This window comes from Rothia sp. (in: high G+C Gram-positive bacteria) (assembly GCF_015265375.1).
Classification (GTDB): Bacteria; Actinomycetota; Actinomycetes; order Actinomycetales; family Micrococcaceae; genus Rothia.
Genome location: NZ_JABZXW010000011.1, coordinates 1 through 19,084 on the forward strand (window position 1 = coordinate 1; position 19,084 = coordinate 19,084).

Consider the following 19,084-nt stretch of genomic DNA (forward strand, 5'->3'; position numbering starts at 1 on the left):
GGGTATTTCTTGGCAGGTTGTCCCGCACAATATTGCTGAGCTGATGACGGATAAGGCCGCTCGCGAGAAGATCCTGCTGATGGGCAAGATTGACCTGTCTCAGCTATAACAACGTGTTTTCTTGAGTACTCGTTACGTGCAGAAACAGAGAAACCGCCCGCGCCTGCTACTGCAAGCGACGGGCGGTTTTCTCGTACCGGCATGACTACCGGTTCTGTGTGCCCCCGAGACGATTCGAACGTCCGACACCTTCTTTAGGAGAGAAGTGCTCTATCCCCTGAGCTACGAGGGCGTACCTATCCAGTATAAAGCACCCCGCACGACTGGTCGCACGGGACCCTATAAGCCACCAGGAGCCGCGCTGTGCCCATGTTTCCGCCCGCACACTGCCCGTCCTGCGTCCCAGCCCGTGTTCACCGCATGAGGACACCCGCACCCGGCACCGGAACCGCTCCTACAATGTACGAATGAGCATCTACATTGACCCGCCCACCTGGCCCGCACACGGCACCGTCTTCTCGCACCTCATCTCCGATGCATCCCTGGCGGAACTGCACGAGTTCGCCGCAGCGGCGGGCATCAGTGAGCGTGCTTTCGACCGCGACCACTACGACGTGCCGGCGCACCTCTACGATGAGCTGGTGCGGGCGGGCGCGAAGGAACTCAGCGGTGCACAGCTGACTCGCACGCTCATTGCCAGCGGTCTACGGATTCCCCTAAAGGAACGCCCCGAGAAGATTCGCCCGCGCCTGCTTCGCGCCTGGGAGGCGGCATTTGCGCCCCGCCTTAATACACCCCGTCTCAAGCATGTGGAGGCTCCTGCCGCGAGCCAAGCTCAACTCACGGCGCAGGTGGTGGAACTGGGTGAGAGCCTGTTGCAGGCGTGGGAGCAGCCGCACCGCGCCTACCACCACAGCGGGCACCTTTCGCAGATGCTCACCGACCTGGACCGCCTCTACGCACACCGCACGCAGGGTTCTACTCCCCTGGTGTTGGTTCTGGCGGCGTGGTTCCACGACGCGGTGTACGAGGGCGCGCCGGGTGAGGATGAGCGCCGTAGCGAGCAGCTGGCGAGCGCCTCCTTGGAGCCGCTGGTTACCGCGGGTCTGCTCAGTGGTGACGAGCTGCAGATGGTGAGCCTTCTGGTGCGTGCCACGGCAACCCACGAGCTGCCCGAGTCTGCCGACCTACCGGCGGGCTATGAGCCGGCGGATATTCAGTTTTTCCTCGATGCCGATATGGCTATCCTGGCGGCTGATTCGGCACGCTATCACCGCTACCTGCGCGGGGTGCGCAGCGAGTACTCCCATTTTGACGATGAGACGTTCCGTACCGGGCGCACGACCTTCCTGCGTTCCACCCTGGGCCGTGAGCGTGTCTTCCTCTCTGAGCAGGCATATAAGCTCTCGGAGGAGCCCGCACGGACTAACCTGCGATCTGAGTTGGCCGAGTGGGAGCAGGACCCTCAGAAGCTTCTGCAGGCTCTCGCGCCGTAGCCTCACACCGTAGAGAAACGCCCCCAAACGAATACCGCCGAGAATGCACCCGTACTAAGGTGCGCTCTCGGCGGTATTTTTGCGGAACTTCTTGGGTACGCAAAAGGCGCCTACCCCGTGCGGGGTGGGCGCCTTTTGTGAAGTATGTTGGGCTAGACCCAGCTCTTATGCGCTAAGGCTTAGAGAGCGGTGTAGTAGCCGTCAACGGACATCCAGGAGGTGGGGTGCACCATGGTACCGTTGGTGGGGTTCAGAGCGGAGATCATCTTGCCGTCGCCCAGGTAGATACCAACGTGGCTGTAGCCGTTCTGGAAGACGATGTCGCCGGGCTGGGGGTTAGAGGTCGGGCGCAGCTCGTTCTTCATTGCGTAGGTGAAAGCGGTCAGCTTGATGCCGTGCTGAGCGAAAACCCAAGAGGTGAAGCCGGAGCAGTCCCATGCACCGAAGGTCTTGCCGCCCCAAACGTATGCGCCACCCAGACCGCTCATTGCGGTTGCAACGATTGCGTCGCGGGATGCGTTACCGGTGGAAGCGGAGGAAGCTGCGGGAGCAGCGGGTGCCTCGGTTGCTACGGGAGCAACGTAAGCCTGCTGTGCCTCAGCCTGGGGTGCTACGTAGGAGGTCTCAACTGCGGGTGCAGCGGGTGCCTCGGTTGCTGCGGGAGCAACGTAGGTCTGCTGTGCCTGAGCCTGGGGTGCAACGTAGGTGGTTGCGGGGGTGTTGTAGCTGGTGTAGTCGAACTCGTAGTTGGTGTAGTCGTAGGACAGATCAGCAGCAGCGGGGATCTGTGCAAATGCGTTCGCGGGAACGGTCGAGCCGAGCAGGATTGCGCCTGCTGCGAGGGTTGCACCTGCGGTACGTACGATCTTGTTAGCCATTGGTAATTCCTCCATTGCCTGACGAGGTGAGCTGTCGGGCTCGAGCATGGATTCGCTCGGCCACCGAAGTGACTTAGCCCCGAGGCTTCTCGATTGAGAAGCCGTATCCCAGCTTGGGGATTGGGTCCCCCGCTTCTGCCATATTGGGTAGACGTTCATCGAAGCGTTGGCAGAACTCAGCGGAACCGCTTCGACGGTGCCCTCTTACGATTAGGATTTGGGCACAGAAAAGAGAATACACAGAAAACTCCCAGTTGTCACCTCTTTCGGTCTTAAATTCCGGGCTTTCACCCCCGGCGGAACAGAGTGGATTGGGCTGACTAGACCCCCGTTTATTTGTGGGAGCTTAAGCGACTTAAGGCGTTTGACTAGGCATTTCACAAGGATGCACATTCGCTTTTAATGCACCATCACCCCTTAAGGACAGGGTTCAAAACTCTTAAAAATGACCCTTATCTCTTAAGTGTCCGCTCTCAGAGATTGCCCAAATACCGGCGTTTCCCTCAGTCTCAACCTCAGATTTAAGCGAAAAACACGAAAAATGCACTCGAGCGCAGTTGCTAAAACTTTGAGAGAGGAGTATATGCGCCCGCGCACGCGACCAAACTCTGAAACGCCCCGCCCGCTAGGCGCCTCAACCCGAATCCCACCACAAGGCCATATAAACCGCAGCAGACACAAAAACGGTGGCACCGCCTCCACCAAGGGAGGCGATACCACCGTTTAGCGTGAGCTGGGTTAGCGGACTCTCAGAACTAGACCTTAGAGGTTGCCGCCGCGCTTGACCACAATCGCGTTTGCCACGTCCATATCCAGGGAGAGGGTGTCCTCTTCACCGTCGGCGTGAACAATCACGTCATCGTTCTGGCCGGCAACCACGGACACCGAAGCGCCGTAGACAATGCCTGCGTCAGCCAGTAGCTTCAGCAGCTCAACATCAGTCTGAATGGACTCGGGGAAGCGAGAAATGGTGAAGCGATCCTCGGGGCCGGAATCGCGCGCAGCCAGAGACATGGGCACGGTGCGCTCGTCGTTCTTCTCGCTGGTGTGGCCCAGATCTTCCAAGCCGGGGATAGCGTTGCCGTACGGGGAGAACTTGGGGTCCTTAAGCATCTCCAGGATGCGCTTCTCCACCTTGTCACTCATGACGTGCTCCCAGCGGCATGCCTCTTCGTGCACGTACTCGAGTTCCAGACCAATAATGTCGGAGAGCAGGCGCTCAGCCAGGCGGTGCTTACGCATCACCTCGACCGCCTTGTGGCGGCCTTCCTCGGTCAGTTCGAGGTGGCGGTCCGGCTCAACGGTGAGCAGGCCGTGCTTCTCCATGCGCGCCACGGTCTGGGAGACGGTCGGGCCGGAGTGCTCGAGTCGTTCAGCGATGCGCGCACGCATGGGGACGATGCCCTCTTCCTCCAGTTCGAGGATGGTGCGCAAATACATCTCTGTGGTATCGATGAGGTCTGTCATGTATCTCTCCCAGCTTTCACCGCAACAGTACTTAGATAGCACTGCCTAAGTCGTTACTTAATTCAATAATCTATTATGTACTTTTTTAGCGGCTTTTGCCACGGCTTAAGTCATTGAGTCGCCCACCGAAAATCGGTGGACGACTCACAACACTTTATATATACGCTTTTGCTAGCCCGCCCCTTATTAAGAGGAGTAGGCGGCAGGCTTACTCTGCAGACTCAGCCTCGGCAGTTTCTTCTGCAGCAGATTCGTTCTCTGCAGATTCGTTCTCAGCGGACTCAACAGACTCAGCAGAGTCTGCGTTTTCCTCCACGGCGTTCTCCTGCAGGTCCTCGGGGCGAACGCGGTCAGCCCACGGCACCCAATCCGGCGCAATCAGCGCGTCGTCGCCGGGCAGCAGACCAACCTCGCAGATCGTTGCCACGCGGGAGCGCGGCGCACGTGAGAGGGTCGCGAACCAGAACCAGCCGCGGTAACCGGGCAGGGTGCATTCAAAAAGGTGAGTGCTCAGGCGCTCTTCCTCGGCACGCACGTGGTGCACCAGGCCGATAGCGTGCGCGGGGGCGATCTCCTGAATACCCTGTAGCGCCACGTCCTTGGCGGCGGCAAGAATCTCGTCCACCTTGGAGGTGCGGCGCAGCTTGTGCGGAACGCCCAAGGAGGGGGCACCCACCTCTTCATCCAGCGGGGTGAAGGGGTCGGGGGTGGAGTCTTCGGTCTTCTCCGCATTCTCTGCCGGCGCTTCCTCAGCGGCTGCTTCTTCAGCGGCCGCAGGTTCCTCGGCGTTCACGGAGGGCTGAGTCTCAGCAGGTACAGCGCTACCCTCGTCGGTGCTCTCAGGCGCGGCAGAAGGCGCAACGGACTCTGCGGGCGCGTCAGTAGCGGGCGTAGTTTCGGGGAGCAGTTCAATAACCTGTTCAGACATACCCCTATTAAAGCATCTCGCGTGCACAAACAGTGCGGTCGCTCCCCTAAGCTTCACATACGCTGTGAATTTGGGTCTCAAACCGCTAAATCTGGGGCTTCGCCCACGAACAGCTGTGTGTGAGCTGATACCGTTAAATCCATGAGTAATGAACCCGTACAGGACACGCGCAGCACCGCAGACCAGGCGCCCGCGCCCCTTCCCTACGCCGGAGCCATCCGCTGGCTCGGCGCAGGCGGTGCGCTTCTCGCCCTGATTTGCCTGCTCACCGGAGTCGCAATGCTCGTGATGAAGTGGGTTGGGGCAGCGCCGCCCGCCCTCATGAGCCAGATTCCGCTGGTCCTCCTCCCCGTCGCCTTTATTGCCCTCATGGCCGCGCTCATTCTGTCGGTCATGCGCCGCAACAAGGCATAAAGATTTGAGCCGCAAGCTCACACACACATCATTCACTTATCAAGTACAGCCTGCCATTCAGAGAGAAAGATAGAGTATGTCTGCTGAAGCAAAACTCCTAGTCGTCGATGACGAGTTCAACATTCTTGAACTGCTCGCCACCTCCCTGCGTTTCGCCGGTTTTGAAGTAGTCACCGCCGGCAACGGCCGCGAAGCCCTCGAAAAGGCACACGCGGAAAACCCCGACCTCATCGTCCTGGACGTCATGATGCCCGGCATGGACGGCTTCGAGGTGACCCGCCGCCTGCGCGAAAACGGCACCACCACCCCCGTGCTCTTCCTGACCGCGAAGGACGCCACCGAAGACAAGGTCACCGGTCTGGGTGCTGGCGGCGACGACTACGTCACCAAGCCCTTCTCCCTCGACGAGGTAATCGCCCGCATCCGCGCTATTCTGCGCCGTAGCCGCAGCATCCAGGAAGAGGACGACGCCGTACTGCGCGTTGACGCACTCACCCTGAACGTGGATACCCACGAAGTGTTCCTCGGCGACGAAGAGATTGACCTCTCCCCCACCGAGTTCAACCTGCTGCACTACCTGATGCTCAACGCCAACCGTGTGCTGTCCAAGGCGCAGATTCTCGACCACGTGTGGGAGTACGACTTCAACGGCGACTCCTCCATCGTCGAGTCCTACATTTCGTACCTGCGCCGCAAGATTGACAACAACCGCGAAAACCACGAGCCGCTCATCCACACCAAGCGCGGTGTGGGCTACATGATTCGCGGTTCTCGAGGCTAACGTGGCGCTTAAACCCCTCGACCGGATTCCCCAGTCTCTCTCCCTTCGCACCCAGCTGGTGCTCATCACTTCCATGCTCATTGCCCTCTCTATTGCGGTGACGAGCCTGGTGGCGATTTCCGCTCTGCGTGCCCAGATGGTGCACCAGCTGGACGAAGAGATGAAGAGCAGCGCCCCCTCGCTCGTGCAGCTGGCGACCGTGCGCCCCTCCGGCAATCAGGAACAATCCCTGAGCACCTACCGCCTGTACCTGCTCGACAAGGACGGCAACGTACTGTACTCGCTCAAGTCCGAGGACAGCGAACAGTTCAGCGAGCCGGCGCTGCAGGGCTGGACCGAAGAGAAGGTTCGCAAGCAAAACGAGGAGGCGGTCACCGTCAATTCGGTGGGTAGTTCCTCCGATTGGCGTGTGCTCGCCGTGCCCATCGAGTCGAATGATTCCTCCGGGCTGACGGAGGCGGCATCCCTGATTATTGCGATGCCGTTGAAGCAGACCAACCAGGTGGTCGCCCTCGTGGGCGTGCTGACCTTCGCGTTTGGTTTGGCTACTCTCGCCTCCGCGATTGCGATGACCTGGGTGATCGTGACCCGCACTTTCGAGCCGCTCGCGCGTGTGGAGCAGACCGCCGCTAAGATTGCTGCCGGCGACCTCTCGCAGCGTATTGAGGACTACAACCCCAGCAACGAGATTGGTAACCTTGCGGTTTCGCTGAACACGATGCTCGCCCAAATTGAGGTGCTCTTCAAAGCCCGCGAGAAGAGCGAAGCGAAAATGCGCCGCTTTGTGGGTGACGCTTCGCATGAGCTGCGCACCCCGCTGGTCAGTATTCGAGGCTACTCGGAACTGTACCGTCAGGGCGCTCTACCCACCGATGAGGCGGTCGCAACCGCGATGAGCCGCATCGAGTCAGAGTCCAAGCGTATGGGCCAGCTCGTGGAAGACCTGCTGACCCTGGCACGTATTGATGAGCGCCGCGAATCCAAGCTGGCGCCCTTCGACCTGTTCAACCTCGCGGTGGACGCTAGTAACGACGCCTACGCCACGGCACCCGATCGTGCAGTGTCCCTCGTGGGTCTGAACGAAGAGGTGGCACCAACCTCCGCAACCGTGCTCGGCGACGAATCGCGCCTGCGTCAGGTCGTGGCGAACCTGCTGACCAACGCCATGCGCTACACCCCCGACGGTTCTCCCCTAGAGATTGCGGTGGGCGTGCGCGAAGAGGTTCCCGGCTTCCCGCTCTCCGTGCTGGAGGTGCGCGACCACGGCCCCGGTATTCACGGTGAGGACCGCGAGCGCGTGTTCGAGCGTTTCTACCGCACCGATACTTCACGTTCGCGTGAGACCGGCGGTACGGGTCTGGGCCTGTCCATTGTGGCTGCGATTATTGAGCAGCACGAGGGCAGGATCCACATTGAAGAGACCGACGGTGGCGGCGCTACCTTCGTGATTTCTTTGCCGTTCTACCCGCCGCCCGTCTCGGACGATCAGCTGATGAAGTAACGCTACAACGCTGGATAACGCACAAGCCCCCGGACTGTAGAACTTGAACGTTCTGCGGCTCGGGGGCTTTGCTGTGCGCGTCATGGGCACGTCATTTTCGGGTGGGTTTTCGATTTTTTCGAGATGCCGGAGCGAATCTGGCGGGTTTATCCACAGATTTATCAATTCATCATTTTTTGACTCATTTGATGTATTTTGAAAGATATAGTGATAACAAGCTTCCGGTCAGGAACTCAACCCTTCCAGAGATCCAAATCCCAAGCTCCACCCGGGGCAACCGCCCCGCCCCACCTATCTCAAATATCTCAAAGGAGAAAAACCATGGCACAGTTCAATGTCGATTCCGAAGTCATCGCAGCCAAGAGCGCACAGGCACGATCCTACGTCGCATCCATCACCGCAGACGTCAACGGTATGACCGCCTCCCTGCACGACCTGCAGAGCTCCTGGACCGGCTCCGCATCCGCAAACTTCCAGGGCGTACTGGACCAGTGGCACGCAACCCAGCGCCAGGTCGAAGCATCCATCACCCAGATTAACGAGGCACTCACCCGCGCAGGCGTGAACTACGCAGACACCGAGCAGGCTAACGCCTCCATGTTCGTCGGCTAAGGGGTCAGGGCAGCAAGCCCAGAACCCCACCCGCAGGCAGACGGCAGACCGGGCGGTTTAAAGGTCCCGGCCGCACGGCATACCGCCTGCCAGGCTCGCCAGAAGGCGGCGAACATCTATTGAGAAAACCCCGCCGCATCCTCGAGATTGAGGATGCGGCGGGGTTTTATTGCGTGGAAATTTGAAAGGCACAAACCTAGAAGCCCGAGCATTATGACCCGGGCTTTAGGAGGCTGGGGTTTAGGAGGCTGGGGTCTCCTGGCGGAAGCGCAGACGCCACAGGGCACGCTCACCGTCGTAATGCCAGATGCTCGAACGGCTCACGCGGCCGCGCGCGGTGGCAACCGCCGCCATGACCAGCACGCTGGAAGAATCCAGCACCTGCACACCCTGCTTGAGCGGGGCACCCTGCTGGGTGAAGGCGCGTTCGCGGTACTGCAGCACCGAGGAGCGGGACACCGACTTGCCGGTGGCGGTCACCCACACCAGACGCTCGTGCAGCATGGATTCCAGCTGCGCCGCCTCCATGACGGAGCCGCGGCTTTCAAGCAGCTGTTCTGCGGCGGAGGCTTCCTCGGGATTCGGGGCAGGCGCGGCGGGTGCCGCAGGAGCAGACGGTGCGGGTGCCACCGGCGCGGGTTCAGCGGGCTGAGCGGGAGCATCCTGAACGGACTCCACGGCGGGTTCTGCCACCTGCTCTGCTACCTGTTCTTCGGTCTCACCCAGCAGTTCCGCCGGGTCAACGTCGTTCGGGTCCAGACCTGCGAACTCTTCCAGGCCGGTCAGGTCATCCTCTTCTTCCGCCTGCGCGGCACTGGATGCCTGCTGAGCGGCAGTTTCCTGCTGCCGCGCCAACGCCTTTGCATCACGCTCAGCGGCACGTTCTGCCGCGAGTGCCAGCTGCTCCTTGCGGGTGCGGACCGCCTCCGGGTCGGGGGCGTTCACCGCGGAGGCGGGGCGCAGCAGACCGGATAGGCGCAGGCTCTCCACGCCGCGCTGGGCGTTTTCAATCTCGGCGGCGGTGAATTCCTGCACGGGCAGGTGGGCGTCCGCGGAAGACTCGGAGAGCGCCGGTTCAGCCGCGGGAGCGTTCACAATCGGCGCCTCAACAACCGGAGCCGCTGCAGGCTCAGCCGCAGTATCAGCCTCAGCAGACGCACCGAAGCCGGGACCGTGCGCGGGCTCGCGGCCCTCCTGGTAGGCGCGCGCAGCACCATTCGCCAGGGAGTCAGCTTTCTCGTTGAGCTCGTGGCCGGCGTGGCCCTTCACCCAAATGAACTCGTAGTCGCGGCCTGCCAAGGCGGCATCCAGCGCCTCCAGAAGGTCGCGGTTGAGCACGGGCTTGCCGTCAGACTTCTTCCAGCCCTTCTTCTTCCAGCCGGGCATCCACTTGGTCAGCGAGTTAATGACGTACTGGCTATCGCAGTACACGCGCAGCTTCGCCTCCGGGCGGGATGCGGTCGCCTCGAACAGGTCCAGGACCGCCTTCAACTCACCCATGTTGTTGGTGCCGTGTGCCCAGCCGCCGCTCGCCCAGTGGTCGTCGTCGATATACCATGCCCAGCCCGCCGGTCCGGGGTTGCCCAGCGCCGAGCCGTCTGCGGCGGCAATGATCTCTTGCGTGCTGTTCACGGTACCTTCTTTCTGTGCCGCCGCTCTATTGTGCGGGCGGCTGTCCGTAATGATGTCTGTGATGACTTTACCGCACCGGCGGCGAGGGTGCGTAGCGCGCGGTCAGCGCTGTGGATAACCTCAAGGAGCCTCGCGCGCGCCAATTGCCGTGATGCCGGGCGGGTACACTAAACCTATGAGCTATTCTGCCCCCGAAACACCCAGCGCACAGCGCCCGGAGCGCCCTACCGCCCGTCCGAGCGAGCGCGTGCAGATTTTCGCTCTTCCCACCCGTACGATGTACGGTTCCCTGCGTTTTAGCTGGTTGAGCTACCTGGGGCTTGCTGAGCAGCAGCATGCGGCGCAGTTGCCGACCTCCACGGCGGCGGTCAGCTATCTGAGTACTCAGGCGCTCATGCGTGCCATGGCGGCGGCACGTTTGGATGTGCCTTCGAGTGCCGCTTCTGAGATTGAGGTGGATCGTTCCTGCCCCCTGTGCACCAGCGGTAAGAAGCACGGTAAGCCGCGTATTGCGGGCGTGAATTTCAATATGTCGCAGGTGAATCCGCTGGTGGTGGGTGCGTTTAGCCGTAACGCCTCGGCGGTGCTCGGCGTGGATGTTGAGACCCTGGATGCGCGCCTGTTCTCCGGTTTTGCGCGCCTGGCACTCTCCAATGAAGAACGTACGTTCTATGAGCGGGTGGCGCAGGAACGCCCCGCACCCGTACTGCACCTGCTCTCGGTTGCGCTGTGGACCGCTAAGGAGGCGGTGCTCAAGGCGACCGGCCACGGCCTGAGCGTGGTGCCTTCCCTGGTTCGAGTGCAGATCACCGATGAGCTGCTGGATGCGCTCGAACTTGCCATGAACGAGGAGGTTCCGGGTGACCTTCTGGACAGCAACGTTCCCGAGCCGACCGCCCTGCGTGTACTGACTCAGGACAGCTTGGCCGCCCAAGCGACCTTTAGCGCGCCTCGTGGCAGTGGCCAGGGCGGTAATCAGGGCGGCGAAGCTATCGAGCGAAGCTTTAGCCTGCATTGGGTACCCGTGGCACTGCCCGACGCGGAGAACCCCGAGCACGCGCAGAAGATGCTCATCGCCCTGGCGGTGGAGAACCCGACCGAGGGTGAGCCCGCGCAGGTTGAGGCTCAGCTTCTGCCGGTTGCCACTCCCCTGGAGCTCAAGCGTCTGCTCACCGATTAGCCGCGCTCAACCCCCGAACAACTCATACAACGACTGAACGCGCCCGCCATGCCAGCGAGCGCGTTCAGTCGTTTTATTCTGCTGTTTTATTCAGCCGTTGCATTCCGCCTTGTCAAGGCGTTCAAGACAGTACCTACACAGAGCCTAAGGGGTATCTTCGCCCGGGGTATCTTCACCCAGGGTGTCCACACCCAGTGCACGGCCAAAGCTGCCGAGCTTCGTACCGGTCTCGGTGTGCTCCAGCTCCGGGTCGGACTCAGCCACAATACCCGCGCCGGCGTACAGCACCGCCTCCTCCGGGCTGACCTGGGCGCAGCGCAGCACCAGCGCCCACTCGCCGTTACCCTCGGCGTCCATGTAGCCGACCAGGCCACCAAAGTAGCGGCGCTCGAAAGACTCCAGCTGGCGAATCAGTTCCAGCGCCTTCTCGGTGGGGGCACCGCAAATCGCGGGGGTCGGGTGGATCGCGCGGGCACCGTCCAGGCAGGTCAGCCCCTCCTTCAGCACGCCGTCGATGGGGGTCGCCAGGTGCCACAGCTGCGGGGTCTGCAGTAGCGAGGGCACCTGCGGTACGTTCAGCTCCTCGGCGATGGGTGCCAGGCGCTCCGCAATATCGTTGATGACGTAGGCGTGCTCGTGGCGGTCCTTCGGCGAGGCGAACAGGCGGTCACGAATCGCCTCGTCCTCGGCGCTACCGGGCTCGGCGATGCGCGGGGCGCTACCGGCAAGCGGGTGGGTCTTGAAGGCGCGACCCTCGGTGCGGAACACCAGCTCCGGGGAGGCACCCATCAGGTAGCTTCCGCTCATGCCCCGCTCGCCGTCGGGCAGGCGCACCGCAAAGTTGAAGGCGGAACGCTGCTGGGCGCGCAGGTTGTTATACAGCGCCTCCAGATTGAGGGCGCCGGGTGCGTAGCGGGCGGTCAGCACGCGCGAAAGCACAATCTTGCTCAGCTCACCCGCCTTCATGCGCTCCACTGCGGTCGCCACGGCGGCACGGAACCGGTCGTTCTGACGGCCGGTGACCGATACCGGTTCGGCAAGTTCTACGGTCTGCTCGGGGACCGGCACCTGCTGCTCCTCCAAGCGTTCGGGCACGAAGAGGTAGGCGGGCATGTCCGGGTCAAAAGGAATCAGACCCACAACGGCGCTACCGGCGCGTTTTGCCTCGTCCAGGGCGTTATCAAAGGTGACAGGGGTCATCGCACCGGCCGCGCGGAGCACGCGGGTGCCGGTGGCAAAGATAAAGTCAGGAAGGTTCGTCATCGTACTTCTATCAGTGGTGTGTAGGTTCGCGCCGGGTGATCACAGACCGGGCGCGGGGTGCCGCTAGAGGGTTGCGCCGCCGTCGGCGACAATCTCCTGCATGGTGATGTGGCGCGCCGCCTCAGAAATAAGGAAAGCGTTGACCGCCGCAATATCTGCCGGGTCGGCAATACGGCGCAGCGGAATACCCAGGCGGAACGTTTCCGGGTTACCGGCAACCGGCAGGGCGGAACGGTCCTCGCCCTCCCAGGCCTCAGTCACCATGGGGGTTCGGGTGGTGCCGGGGCAGACCGAGTTCACGCGAATACCGTGCGCGGCAAGCTGCAGGCCGAAGCTGGAACTCACGCGCGCCGCCGACGCCTTGGACGCACCGTAGGCGCCGAACTCCGCGCGGGGCACACGCGCCGCGTTGGAGGCGACCGTCACCAGAGAGCGGCGGTTGGTCGGGTCGGACTCCTGCTGGTCAATCATGATGCGGGCGAATTCGCGCAGGCACAGGAACACGCCGTCGGAGTTGACCGCATGCAGGCGCTTCCAGGTGTCGAAGCTGGTTTCCAACAGCGGCTGGCTGTGGGCGATACCCGCGGCGAGCACCGCACCGGTGATGGGTTCGTCGAGCGCCGCTACAGCGTTGGCGAGGGCAATAACGGACTCTTCGCTGGTCACGTCCACGGAACGGTAGCGGAAGATAGCATCCCCGTAGGTGCCGAAGGGGGTAATGGGCTGTTCCGCCAGGTCAGCCGCAAATACCGAATAACCGTTCTTAATGAGCTGGTGGACGGTTGCCTCACCAATACCGCCGTTCGCGCCGGTCACAATGACCCAGCTCATGCGCGCGCCTCCTCAGCAGTCTCAGCCTTCTCAGCATCTTCTGCAGCCTGCAGGTCTGCGAGCACATCGGCGGTGTTCAGCACGCGAGCGCAACGACCCGAAGCGTACTCGCACGCTATGCGGTGCTCCTCCTCCGAAAAGTCGGCGAGCGCATCGGCAACCATGAACGGCTGAATGTCGCGCATGAACGCCTCCAGGGCGGTGGTTAGGCAGCCAATGTGCGCGTACACGCCGCCGATAATGAGCTGGTCGCGGCCGGATTCCTTGAGCAGATCTTCGAAGGGGCTGCGCACGAACGCGGAGTAGCGCCACTTGGTCAGCACGGTGTCGCGGTCGGTGGGTGCAAGTGCGTCAAGCACGCGGGCGGATTCGTCATTCTGCAGGCCATCGCCCCAGAAGTCGATGAGCAGGCGGCGGTCTTCGGGGTTCTGGCGCGGCGGCTGCGCGGTGTAGTAGACGGGGATTCCTGCTGCGTGGGCGGCGTCAATGAGGCGGCGCAGGTTCTTGATGGCGACGTTAATCTGGGCGTCCGGGTTGGCGTTGCCCTCACCCAGATTGGCGCCTTCGAAAGCTTGGACGAAGTGCACCTGCATGTCGTGCACGAGCAGTACAGCGCGGGAGGGGTCCACGGGCCAGCTCACTCGGTTGCTGTGTTCACGGTCGACGTAGGTGTAGGGCTTGATTTTGGGCAGTGCCATGATTCTCCCGGTTCGTGCCTATGGTTTTCGGTTGTATGCGCGGCGCAGGCGGTGTGCTGTGGTGGGTGTAGCCGCGAGTGGGTGTCTCTTCCGAGCCCTCTCGCGCTGACCACCCAATCGGTGAGCTTGCGCTTATCTCATAACCATCTTAGGGCATGCTTAGCTACAAGGTATATCTGAACTTTAACAAAAATGCTTCCCCACCCGCACCCCCGTTGATAGCACAACGGGAGGAACGGGCAGGGAAGCACTCGGACAAGCAGAAACGCTATACGAACCGCGAATTCAGCCGCGATTCTAGTTCAACTAGTTCACGGGCGCCGCGACGGCAAGAACCTCATTCAGACCCTCAGTGATCGAGGGGTGAGTGTAAATCTCATCGCGCAGCTGCGAAGCAGTAATGCCGTGGCGCATCGCCAGAGCCACCAGGTTAATAACCTCCATGGACTCGATGACCAGCAGCTGGGCACCCAGAATCTGGTCGGTCTGCACGTCAATCACGAACTTCATGATGCCGCGCGGGTTCTCCTGGGTCTTCGCACGCGGCATCGCGGCAACCGCAGCAACCGGCTTCGAAGCGACCTTCACCTTGTGGCCAGCCTCGATTGCCTCACGCTCAGTCAGACCCACGGAGGACAGCGGCGGGTTCATGTAAATGGTCGAAGCCACTGCCTTGCGGTCCTTAGTGGAGCGGGAACCGTCACCGACCAGCTGAGAGAGCACCACGCGGTAGTCATCCATGGAGATGTAGGTGAACTGCGGGCCGCCATTCACGTCACCGAGCGCGAAAATGTTCGGCACGGTGCTGCGCAGGTGCTCATCCACGACAATTGCGCCGCGGTCGTTGGTTTCGATGCTGGTGTTCTCCAGGCCCAGACCCTCGGTGGCGGGCTTACGGCCGGTCGCAACCATCACGTAGTCCACCTCCAGCTGCCGAGTAGCGCCCTCGGAGTCGAGGTAGGTCACGGTCACCGAGTCAGCGCCGTCCTTGAAGGACTGCACGCGCACGCCGGCATGAGCGGTAATGTCCTGATCTGCGATAATCTCGCGGGCGACCTGGGCAACATCCTCGTCGTAGCGGCCGAAGAGGGCGGGGGCGCCGTCCAGAATGGTCACCTCAGTGCCGTAGGAGGAGAAAATACCGGCAAACTCAACACCGATGGGGCCGCCACCGATAATGCCCAGGCGCTTGGGGCGCGGGGTGAGCTTCTGCAGCTCGGTGGAGGTGAGCACACGCTCAGATTCGCGGATACCCTCAATCGGCGGGATCACCGACACGGCACCGGTGTTGATGATGAAGTAGTCGGCGGTAACGCGCAGGGTGTCCTCGCCCGCGGTAACCTCAACCTCGGTGTCGGAGATGAAACGTGCGTGACCATCAATGAGCTTAGCGGTCTCGTTGGACAGCAGGATTTCGCGGTTCTTGGCGCGCATCATGCCGGTCAGCTTGTCGCGGAAAACCACGGCGGATTCGTAGGCGGCGTTTGCCTCTTCAAGGGTGCGCTCGCCGCTAGCGCGGAACTCGTCGGCGCGGTGCACGAGCGCCTTGGTGGGTACACAACCGATGTTGATGCAGGTGCCGCCGTACATGCCGGTGGACTGTTCGATGAGAGCAACGTTCTTGCCGGTCTTGGCGTAGGCGCCGGCGAGGGTCTTGCCGCCCTTGCCGAAGCCGATGACGACCATGTCAAAGTGCAGCTGAGCGGGGGTGGTCATACTATTCTCCTGTGAAATTTAGATGATGATGTGTTCGCAGAATTCAACGGGAAGAAATGAGTATTATTCCCGTGCACCACATTTTTCTTTCAAACCGGCTCTTTCAAGGCGACTCTTTCAAGGCAGCGAACACGCGGGCGTAGACTGAAACTACCCGGCTCCCTGCGAGGAGCCAGCATCTTCAGGAGGATTCCATGAAAACCCACGACATTCTACGTGACGCCGCCAGCCGCCCCGGCATCGAAGCCGCCGTGGCCGTCAAGGGGCTATCAGCCGAGGCGTTGAACGCGCATCCTGGTGGTCACCCGAACTCTATTGCGTGGCTACTCTGGCACGCCGGGCGGCAGATGGATATGCAGCTTTCCGCCCTGAACGGTCAGCCGCAGGTCTGGGAGACTCAGGGTTTCAGGGAGCGTTTCAACCTGGGCGAGCTCGGCGACACCATGGGCTACGGCCACACCGCCGAGCAGGCACGCTCCATCGTGGTTGAAGATTCTGCCCTGCTGGTGGAATACCTTGTGGCAACTGGCGAGGCGCTCGCCGACTACGCGCAGACGCTGAGCGAGGCTGATTTGAGCGAGATTATTGACCGTTCGTGGACTCCGCCGGTAACTCGCGGTGTGCGCCTGGTCAGCCTGATTGACGACGCAGCCCAGCACGTAGGCCAGGCGGCGTACGCGGCGGGTATTCTCGCGGCACAGGATTTCGCGGCGCAGGGATAGAATTTCACGCCCGCTAGAGGGGAACGAAAAAGCGGTGGCGCCTCGGACACAACCAGCCCGAGACGCCACCGCCCGGTTGCGGGCAACCCCGATAACACCGCGAGCAGATAATATTTCGGCGAGAAGATAACGGACTGTTATCTGCTCGCGCATCTTGTGTCTTGTTTCGCCTCGGTTACAGCGTTCTTACCCGTGATAGAATCCACAGTATTATGAGACGCACCACAGACCCTTCGCCTGAGCACCCTGAATCACCTGCGTCGCGCATTCCAACAAACACACCAGACGCGACCGCAAAACCCACATCAGCAACGCCGCTGAACGCACGCGGGCAGCTCACGCTCCTGACCGCGCAGGTTTCTGATGCTCTTGCGTCCAGTATCCAAGCTATCGCCATGCCCCTGCTGACCTACGGCGCCACCGGCGACCTCGCCCACTCCGCTATCGTCATGGTCGTCGAGGCAGTCCCCGTCATCCTCTTCGCACCATTCGCAGGCGCTATCGCCGACAAATTCAACCGCAAAACCCTCACCGTCAGCTTCAGGCTCGCCAGCGCCGCCCTACTCATCGCATCCCCAGCCCTCTACGCCGCCGCAGGACTACCCGCCTTCCTCACCATCGCATTCCTCGTCTCAACCTTCGGCACCTTCTCATCCCCCGCAGCCTCCGCCGCCATGCCCTCCCTGCTCGGCGACGACTACCAAAAATACATGGCACGCCGCGGCAGCCTCATCTTCCTCGCCCAAACCCTCGGCCCCACCATCGCAGCCGCCGTCGCATCCTTCACCACCCCAGCCCTCGCCGTCGGATTCGCAGGCACCCTCAACCTGCTCGCTGCCCTCACCGTCGCCACCATACGCAACTACGACCTCACCCACGCCGAACGCACCGCCACCGTGCAGGAACACCACACCGGCAGACTCCTGCGCGAAGGCGCCGCCTACACCGCACACAACCCCATCGTGCGCGGTATGCTCACCTTCTGGTTCCTCTCCATCGCCGCCGTACCCATCACCACCCTGCCCATGCTCGAATACCTCACCCGCGGCCTCGGGCACGACTACACCGCCTTCGGAATCGCAACTTCCGTCTACGCCGCCGGATGCGTGATCAGCTCCTGGCTTTCAGCCAAACTCGGCGTCGGTACAGGCGCCGGGCGGGTGCGTATGACCAAACGCGGGTGGATGTGCATCTCCGGACTCGGCTACGGCGCCGTTTGTCTGAGTATGGGACTACACCCGGCGCTGTGGGCGGTACTCGTGCTCTGGTTCATCTGGGGCATGTTCTACGGACCCGAAGAAGTGCTCGGGCAAGTCCTCTTCGCAGACGCTATCGACGAACACATGCGCGGGCGCGTCTACAGCTTCATGGGTGTGGTTTTCTCCCTAGCGGGTATGGTCGGGTACCTCATCACCGGATGGGCGGTACCAGCGTTCGGCGCGATCAACACCATTGTTACCGGAGGGGCACTCTTCATCATCGCCACCGTATTCACGTTCATTCTCGGCCCGACTGCGCGAGCGATACGGGCGCAGGAATCGCGGAATGAGGCAAAGAGCCGTGCGGGTGCATGACTGTGCTCTGTATATCGCCTCGGGGCATCATCGCCTCACCTCCGCCACGTTGCGGGCAACCCTGATAACACCGCGAGCAGGTGATTTTTGGCCGAGCATGCAGGAAAAATACTACCTGCTCGGCCAAAAATCACCTGCTCGCGCCCTAGTGTTATGTATCTGCTCGCGGACTTGGGATAGGAATGAGCGCTTGACCCGAGAAACCTACCCGCGCTTCAGCAACGTCATAACCTCATAGTGGTCCGTATGCGGGAACATGTCCAGCACACGGCCCTGCACCGGCGCATACGAGGGCATACGCTCCAGATCCTTCGCCAAAGTCACCGCGTTACAGCTCGAATACACCACACGGTCAATACCCGAACCCTCAATCCACGCACACAAGCTCTCACCGATACCGCGGCGCGGCGGGTTCACCACCAGCATCTGCGGCACCGCGCCCGAAGACACCGCGAACTCCGGCGCATCCTGAGCCGAAAAGTCCACGCCCTCCAGACCGTACTCAGCGACCGTGCGCTGTGCCGAGGCGACCGCCTCCGCACTAATCTCAATGCCGGTCACCGAGCCGCCATCCATCACCGAGGCGGCATGCAGGGCAAAACCGCCCACGCCGCAGTACAGGTCCCACAGCGAGCGCGGAGCCACCTCACGCACCCACTCGCGGCCCTGCGCGTACATCGCCTCGGCAACCTTCGTGTTCGTCTGGAAGAAGCTCTGCGGTCGCAGGTGCAGGGTCAGGTCGTTCACCTGCATCGGCAGGGTCTGACGCTCCGACAGGATAATCTCCTCGTCACCCTCAACGCGTGCCACCGGCTCACGCAGCAGGTTCACCGACAGCACCGCCAGATTCGGCAGCCGCTCCTGCAGCCAGTCCATTTGGCGGCGAATCGGCACCAGAAGCTTCTTCGAACGCAACACAAAACGCACCATCAGCTCGCCCGCCGCCGAAGCCGTCACGAGGATATTCTTCAGCTCACCGCGACGATTCGGAATGTCATAGGGCGTCAAATCTGCGCGCTGAATCAGCTCACGCAGCACCGGAATAGCCGCCCGAATCGGCTCCATATAGAGAGGACATTCGCCAAGATCAGTGGACGCACCCGTACGGTAATCCACAATGCCGAGGGTCGGATTCTTCGTCGAACCACCCACCACAAGCTTCGCCTTATTGCGGAAGCCCGCCTCCGCACTGGTCACCGGGTCCAGCCACTGTAGCTGCGGGTACGCAGCAAGCAGGGCGCGGGCGTGCTCCTGCTTCGCCTGCACCTGCGCGGTGTAGGCGGTCTCAATGCTGGGGCAGGAGGAACAGAGGTCATCACGAAAATAGGCACATTCCATAGGGGCACCATTTTACCGCCTCCACGAGCCGGCACGCCGCCGGCCCGTCAAAG

General features: G+C 61.8%; 17 protein-coding genes, 1 tRNA gene and 1 riboswitch. Of the genes, 8 read left to right on the plus strand and 10 right to left on the minus strand.

Features of this window, described 5'->3' with window-relative positions; genetic code table 11:
- Window positions 1-219: 219 nt before the first annotated feature.
- Window positions 220-292, minus strand: a tRNA-Arg gene (locus HXO69_RS02755).
- A 175-nt stretch (window positions 293-467) separates the two neighbouring features.
- On the opposite strand from HXO69_RS02755, the gene HXO69_RS02760 reads away from it, so the two are divergent.
- On the plus strand, window positions 468-1,496 hold the full coding sequence (locus tag HXO69_RS02760) for a DUF4031 domain-containing protein (RefSeq protein WP_296545176.1): 1,029 nt from the start codon (window positions 468-470) through the stop codon (window positions 1,494-1,496).
- Window positions 1,497-1,675: 179 nt separating this feature from the next.
- On the opposite strand, the gene HXO69_RS02765 is transcribed toward HXO69_RS02760, so the two are convergent.
- The 3 genes from HXO69_RS02765 to HXO69_RS02775 all read right to left on the minus strand — a co-directional run bounded on the left by HXO69_RS02765 (window position 1,676) and on the right by HXO69_RS02775 (window position 4,769).
- Complete coding sequence (locus HXO69_RS02765; protein WP_296545177.1) at window positions 1,676-2,374, minus strand: C40 family peptidase; 699 nt, start codon at window positions 2,372-2,374, stop codon at window positions 1,676-1,678.
- A riboswitch (cyclic di-AMP (ydaO/yuaA leader) is annotated at window positions 2,375-2,534 on the minus strand. It abuts the gene before it with no gap.
- Window positions 2,535-3,136: 602 nt separating this feature from the next.
- Entirely contained in the window at window positions 3,137-3,841 is a 705-nt protein-coding gene (locus tag HXO69_RS02770) for a metal-dependent transcriptional regulator (RefSeq protein WP_005504532.1), read from the minus strand.
- A gap of 208 nt (window positions 3,842-4,049) precedes the next feature.
- Window positions 4,050-4,769, minus strand: coding sequence for a DUF3027 domain-containing protein (locus tag HXO69_RS02775; RefSeq protein WP_296545178.1), 720 nt, complete (start codon window positions 4,767-4,769; stop codon window positions 4,050-4,052).
- A gap of 141 nt (window positions 4,770-4,910) precedes the next feature.
- Here HXO69_RS02775 and HXO69_RS02780 point away from each other — a divergent pair, with 141 nt between their 5' ends.
- The 4 genes from HXO69_RS02780 (at window position 4,911) to HXO69_RS02795 (ending at window position 8,077) form a co-directional block, all read left to right on the plus strand.
- Window positions 4,911-5,183 (plus strand): hypothetical protein, encoded by a 273-nt coding sequence (locus HXO69_RS02780; RefSeq protein ID WP_049326987.1) that lies wholly within the window; start codon window positions 4,911-4,913, stop codon window positions 5,181-5,183.
- Window positions 5,184-5,259: 76 nt separating this feature from the next.
- Entirely contained in the window at window positions 5,260-5,964 is a 705-nt protein-coding gene (locus HXO69_RS02785; protein ID WP_049326988.1) for a response regulator transcription factor, read from the plus strand.
- 1 nt (window position 5,965) lies between these two features.
- The gene (locus HXO69_RS02790) at window positions 5,966-7,465 is read left to right on the plus strand and encodes a sensor histidine kinase (protein WP_296545182.1); all 1,500 of its coding nucleotides are present in this window, start codon (window positions 5,966-5,968) and stop codon (window positions 7,463-7,465) included.
- A 321-nt stretch (window positions 7,466-7,786) separates the two neighbouring features.
- The gene (locus tag HXO69_RS02795; RefSeq protein ID WP_005504526.1) at window positions 7,787-8,077 is read left to right on the plus strand and encodes a WXG100 family type VII secretion target; all 291 of its coding nucleotides are present in this window, start codon (window positions 7,787-7,789) and stop codon (window positions 8,075-8,077) included.
- A gap of 240 nt (window positions 8,078-8,317) precedes the next feature.
- Here the strand turns inward: HXO69_RS02795 and HXO69_RS02800 are convergent, their stop codons facing one another.
- Entirely contained in the window at window positions 8,318-9,709 is a 1,392-nt protein-coding gene (locus HXO69_RS02800; protein WP_296545184.1) for a ribonuclease HI family protein, read from the minus strand.
- A 175-nt stretch (window positions 9,710-9,884) separates the two neighbouring features.
- On the opposite strand from HXO69_RS02800, the gene HXO69_RS02805 reads away from it, so the two are divergent.
- The gene (locus HXO69_RS02805) at window positions 9,885-10,889 is read left to right on the plus strand and encodes a 4'-phosphopantetheinyl transferase superfamily protein (RefSeq protein WP_296545186.1); all 1,005 of its coding nucleotides are present in this window, start codon (window positions 9,885-9,887) and stop codon (window positions 10,887-10,889) included.
- 144 nt (window positions 10,890-11,033) lie between these two features.
- On the opposite strand, the gene HXO69_RS02810 is transcribed toward HXO69_RS02805, so the two are convergent.
- From HXO69_RS02810 to HXO69_RS02825, 4 genes are all read right to left on the minus strand, one after another.
- Window positions 11,034-12,152 (minus strand): isochorismate synthase MenF, encoded by a 1,119-nt coding sequence (locus HXO69_RS02810; RefSeq protein ID WP_296545187.1) that lies wholly within the window; start codon window positions 12,150-12,152, stop codon window positions 11,034-11,036.
- Window positions 12,153-12,215: 63 nt separating this feature from the next.
- The gene (locus tag HXO69_RS02815; protein ID WP_296545189.1) at window positions 12,216-12,983 is read right to left on the minus strand and encodes an SDR family oxidoreductase; all 768 of its coding nucleotides are present in this window, start codon (window positions 12,981-12,983) and stop codon (window positions 12,216-12,218) included.
- Window positions 12,980-13,681, minus strand: coding sequence for an isochorismatase family protein (locus HXO69_RS02820; protein ID WP_296545192.1), 702 nt, complete (start codon window positions 13,679-13,681; stop codon window positions 12,980-12,982). Before HXO69_RS02820 ends, HXO69_RS02815 begins: the two co-directional genes overlap by 4 nt.
- 306 nt (window positions 13,682-13,987) lie before the next feature.
- Window positions 13,988-15,397 carry an FAD-dependent oxidoreductase gene (locus HXO69_RS02825; RefSeq protein ID WP_296545193.1) on the minus strand — a complete coding sequence of 470 codons (1,410 nt, stop codon included), beginning with the start codon at window positions 15,395-15,397 and terminating at the stop codon, window positions 13,988-13,990.
- 194 nt (window positions 15,398-15,591) lie between these two features.
- On the opposite strand from HXO69_RS02825, the gene HXO69_RS02830 reads away from it, so the two are divergent.
- A complete protein-coding gene (locus HXO69_RS02830) occupies window positions 15,592-16,119 on the plus strand; it encodes a mycothiol transferase (protein ID WP_296545195.1) in 528 nt (175 codons plus the stop codon).
- Between the two features lie 212 nt (window positions 16,120-16,331).
- The gene (locus HXO69_RS02835; protein WP_246824527.1) at window positions 16,332-17,693 is read left to right on the plus strand and encodes an MFS transporter; all 1,362 of its coding nucleotides are present in this window, start codon (window positions 16,332-16,334) and stop codon (window positions 17,691-17,693) included.
- 204 nt (window positions 17,694-17,897) lie between these two features.
- Here HXO69_RS02835 and rlmC read toward each other — a convergent pair whose 3' ends face one another.
- Window positions 17,898-19,031 carry a 23S rRNA (uracil(747)-C(5))-methyltransferase RlmC gene (gene rlmC, locus HXO69_RS02840; protein ID WP_296545197.1) on the minus strand — a complete coding sequence of 378 codons (1,134 nt, stop codon included), beginning with the start codon at window positions 19,029-19,031 and terminating at the stop codon, window positions 17,898-17,900.
- Window positions 19,032-19,084: the final 53 nt, after the last annotated feature.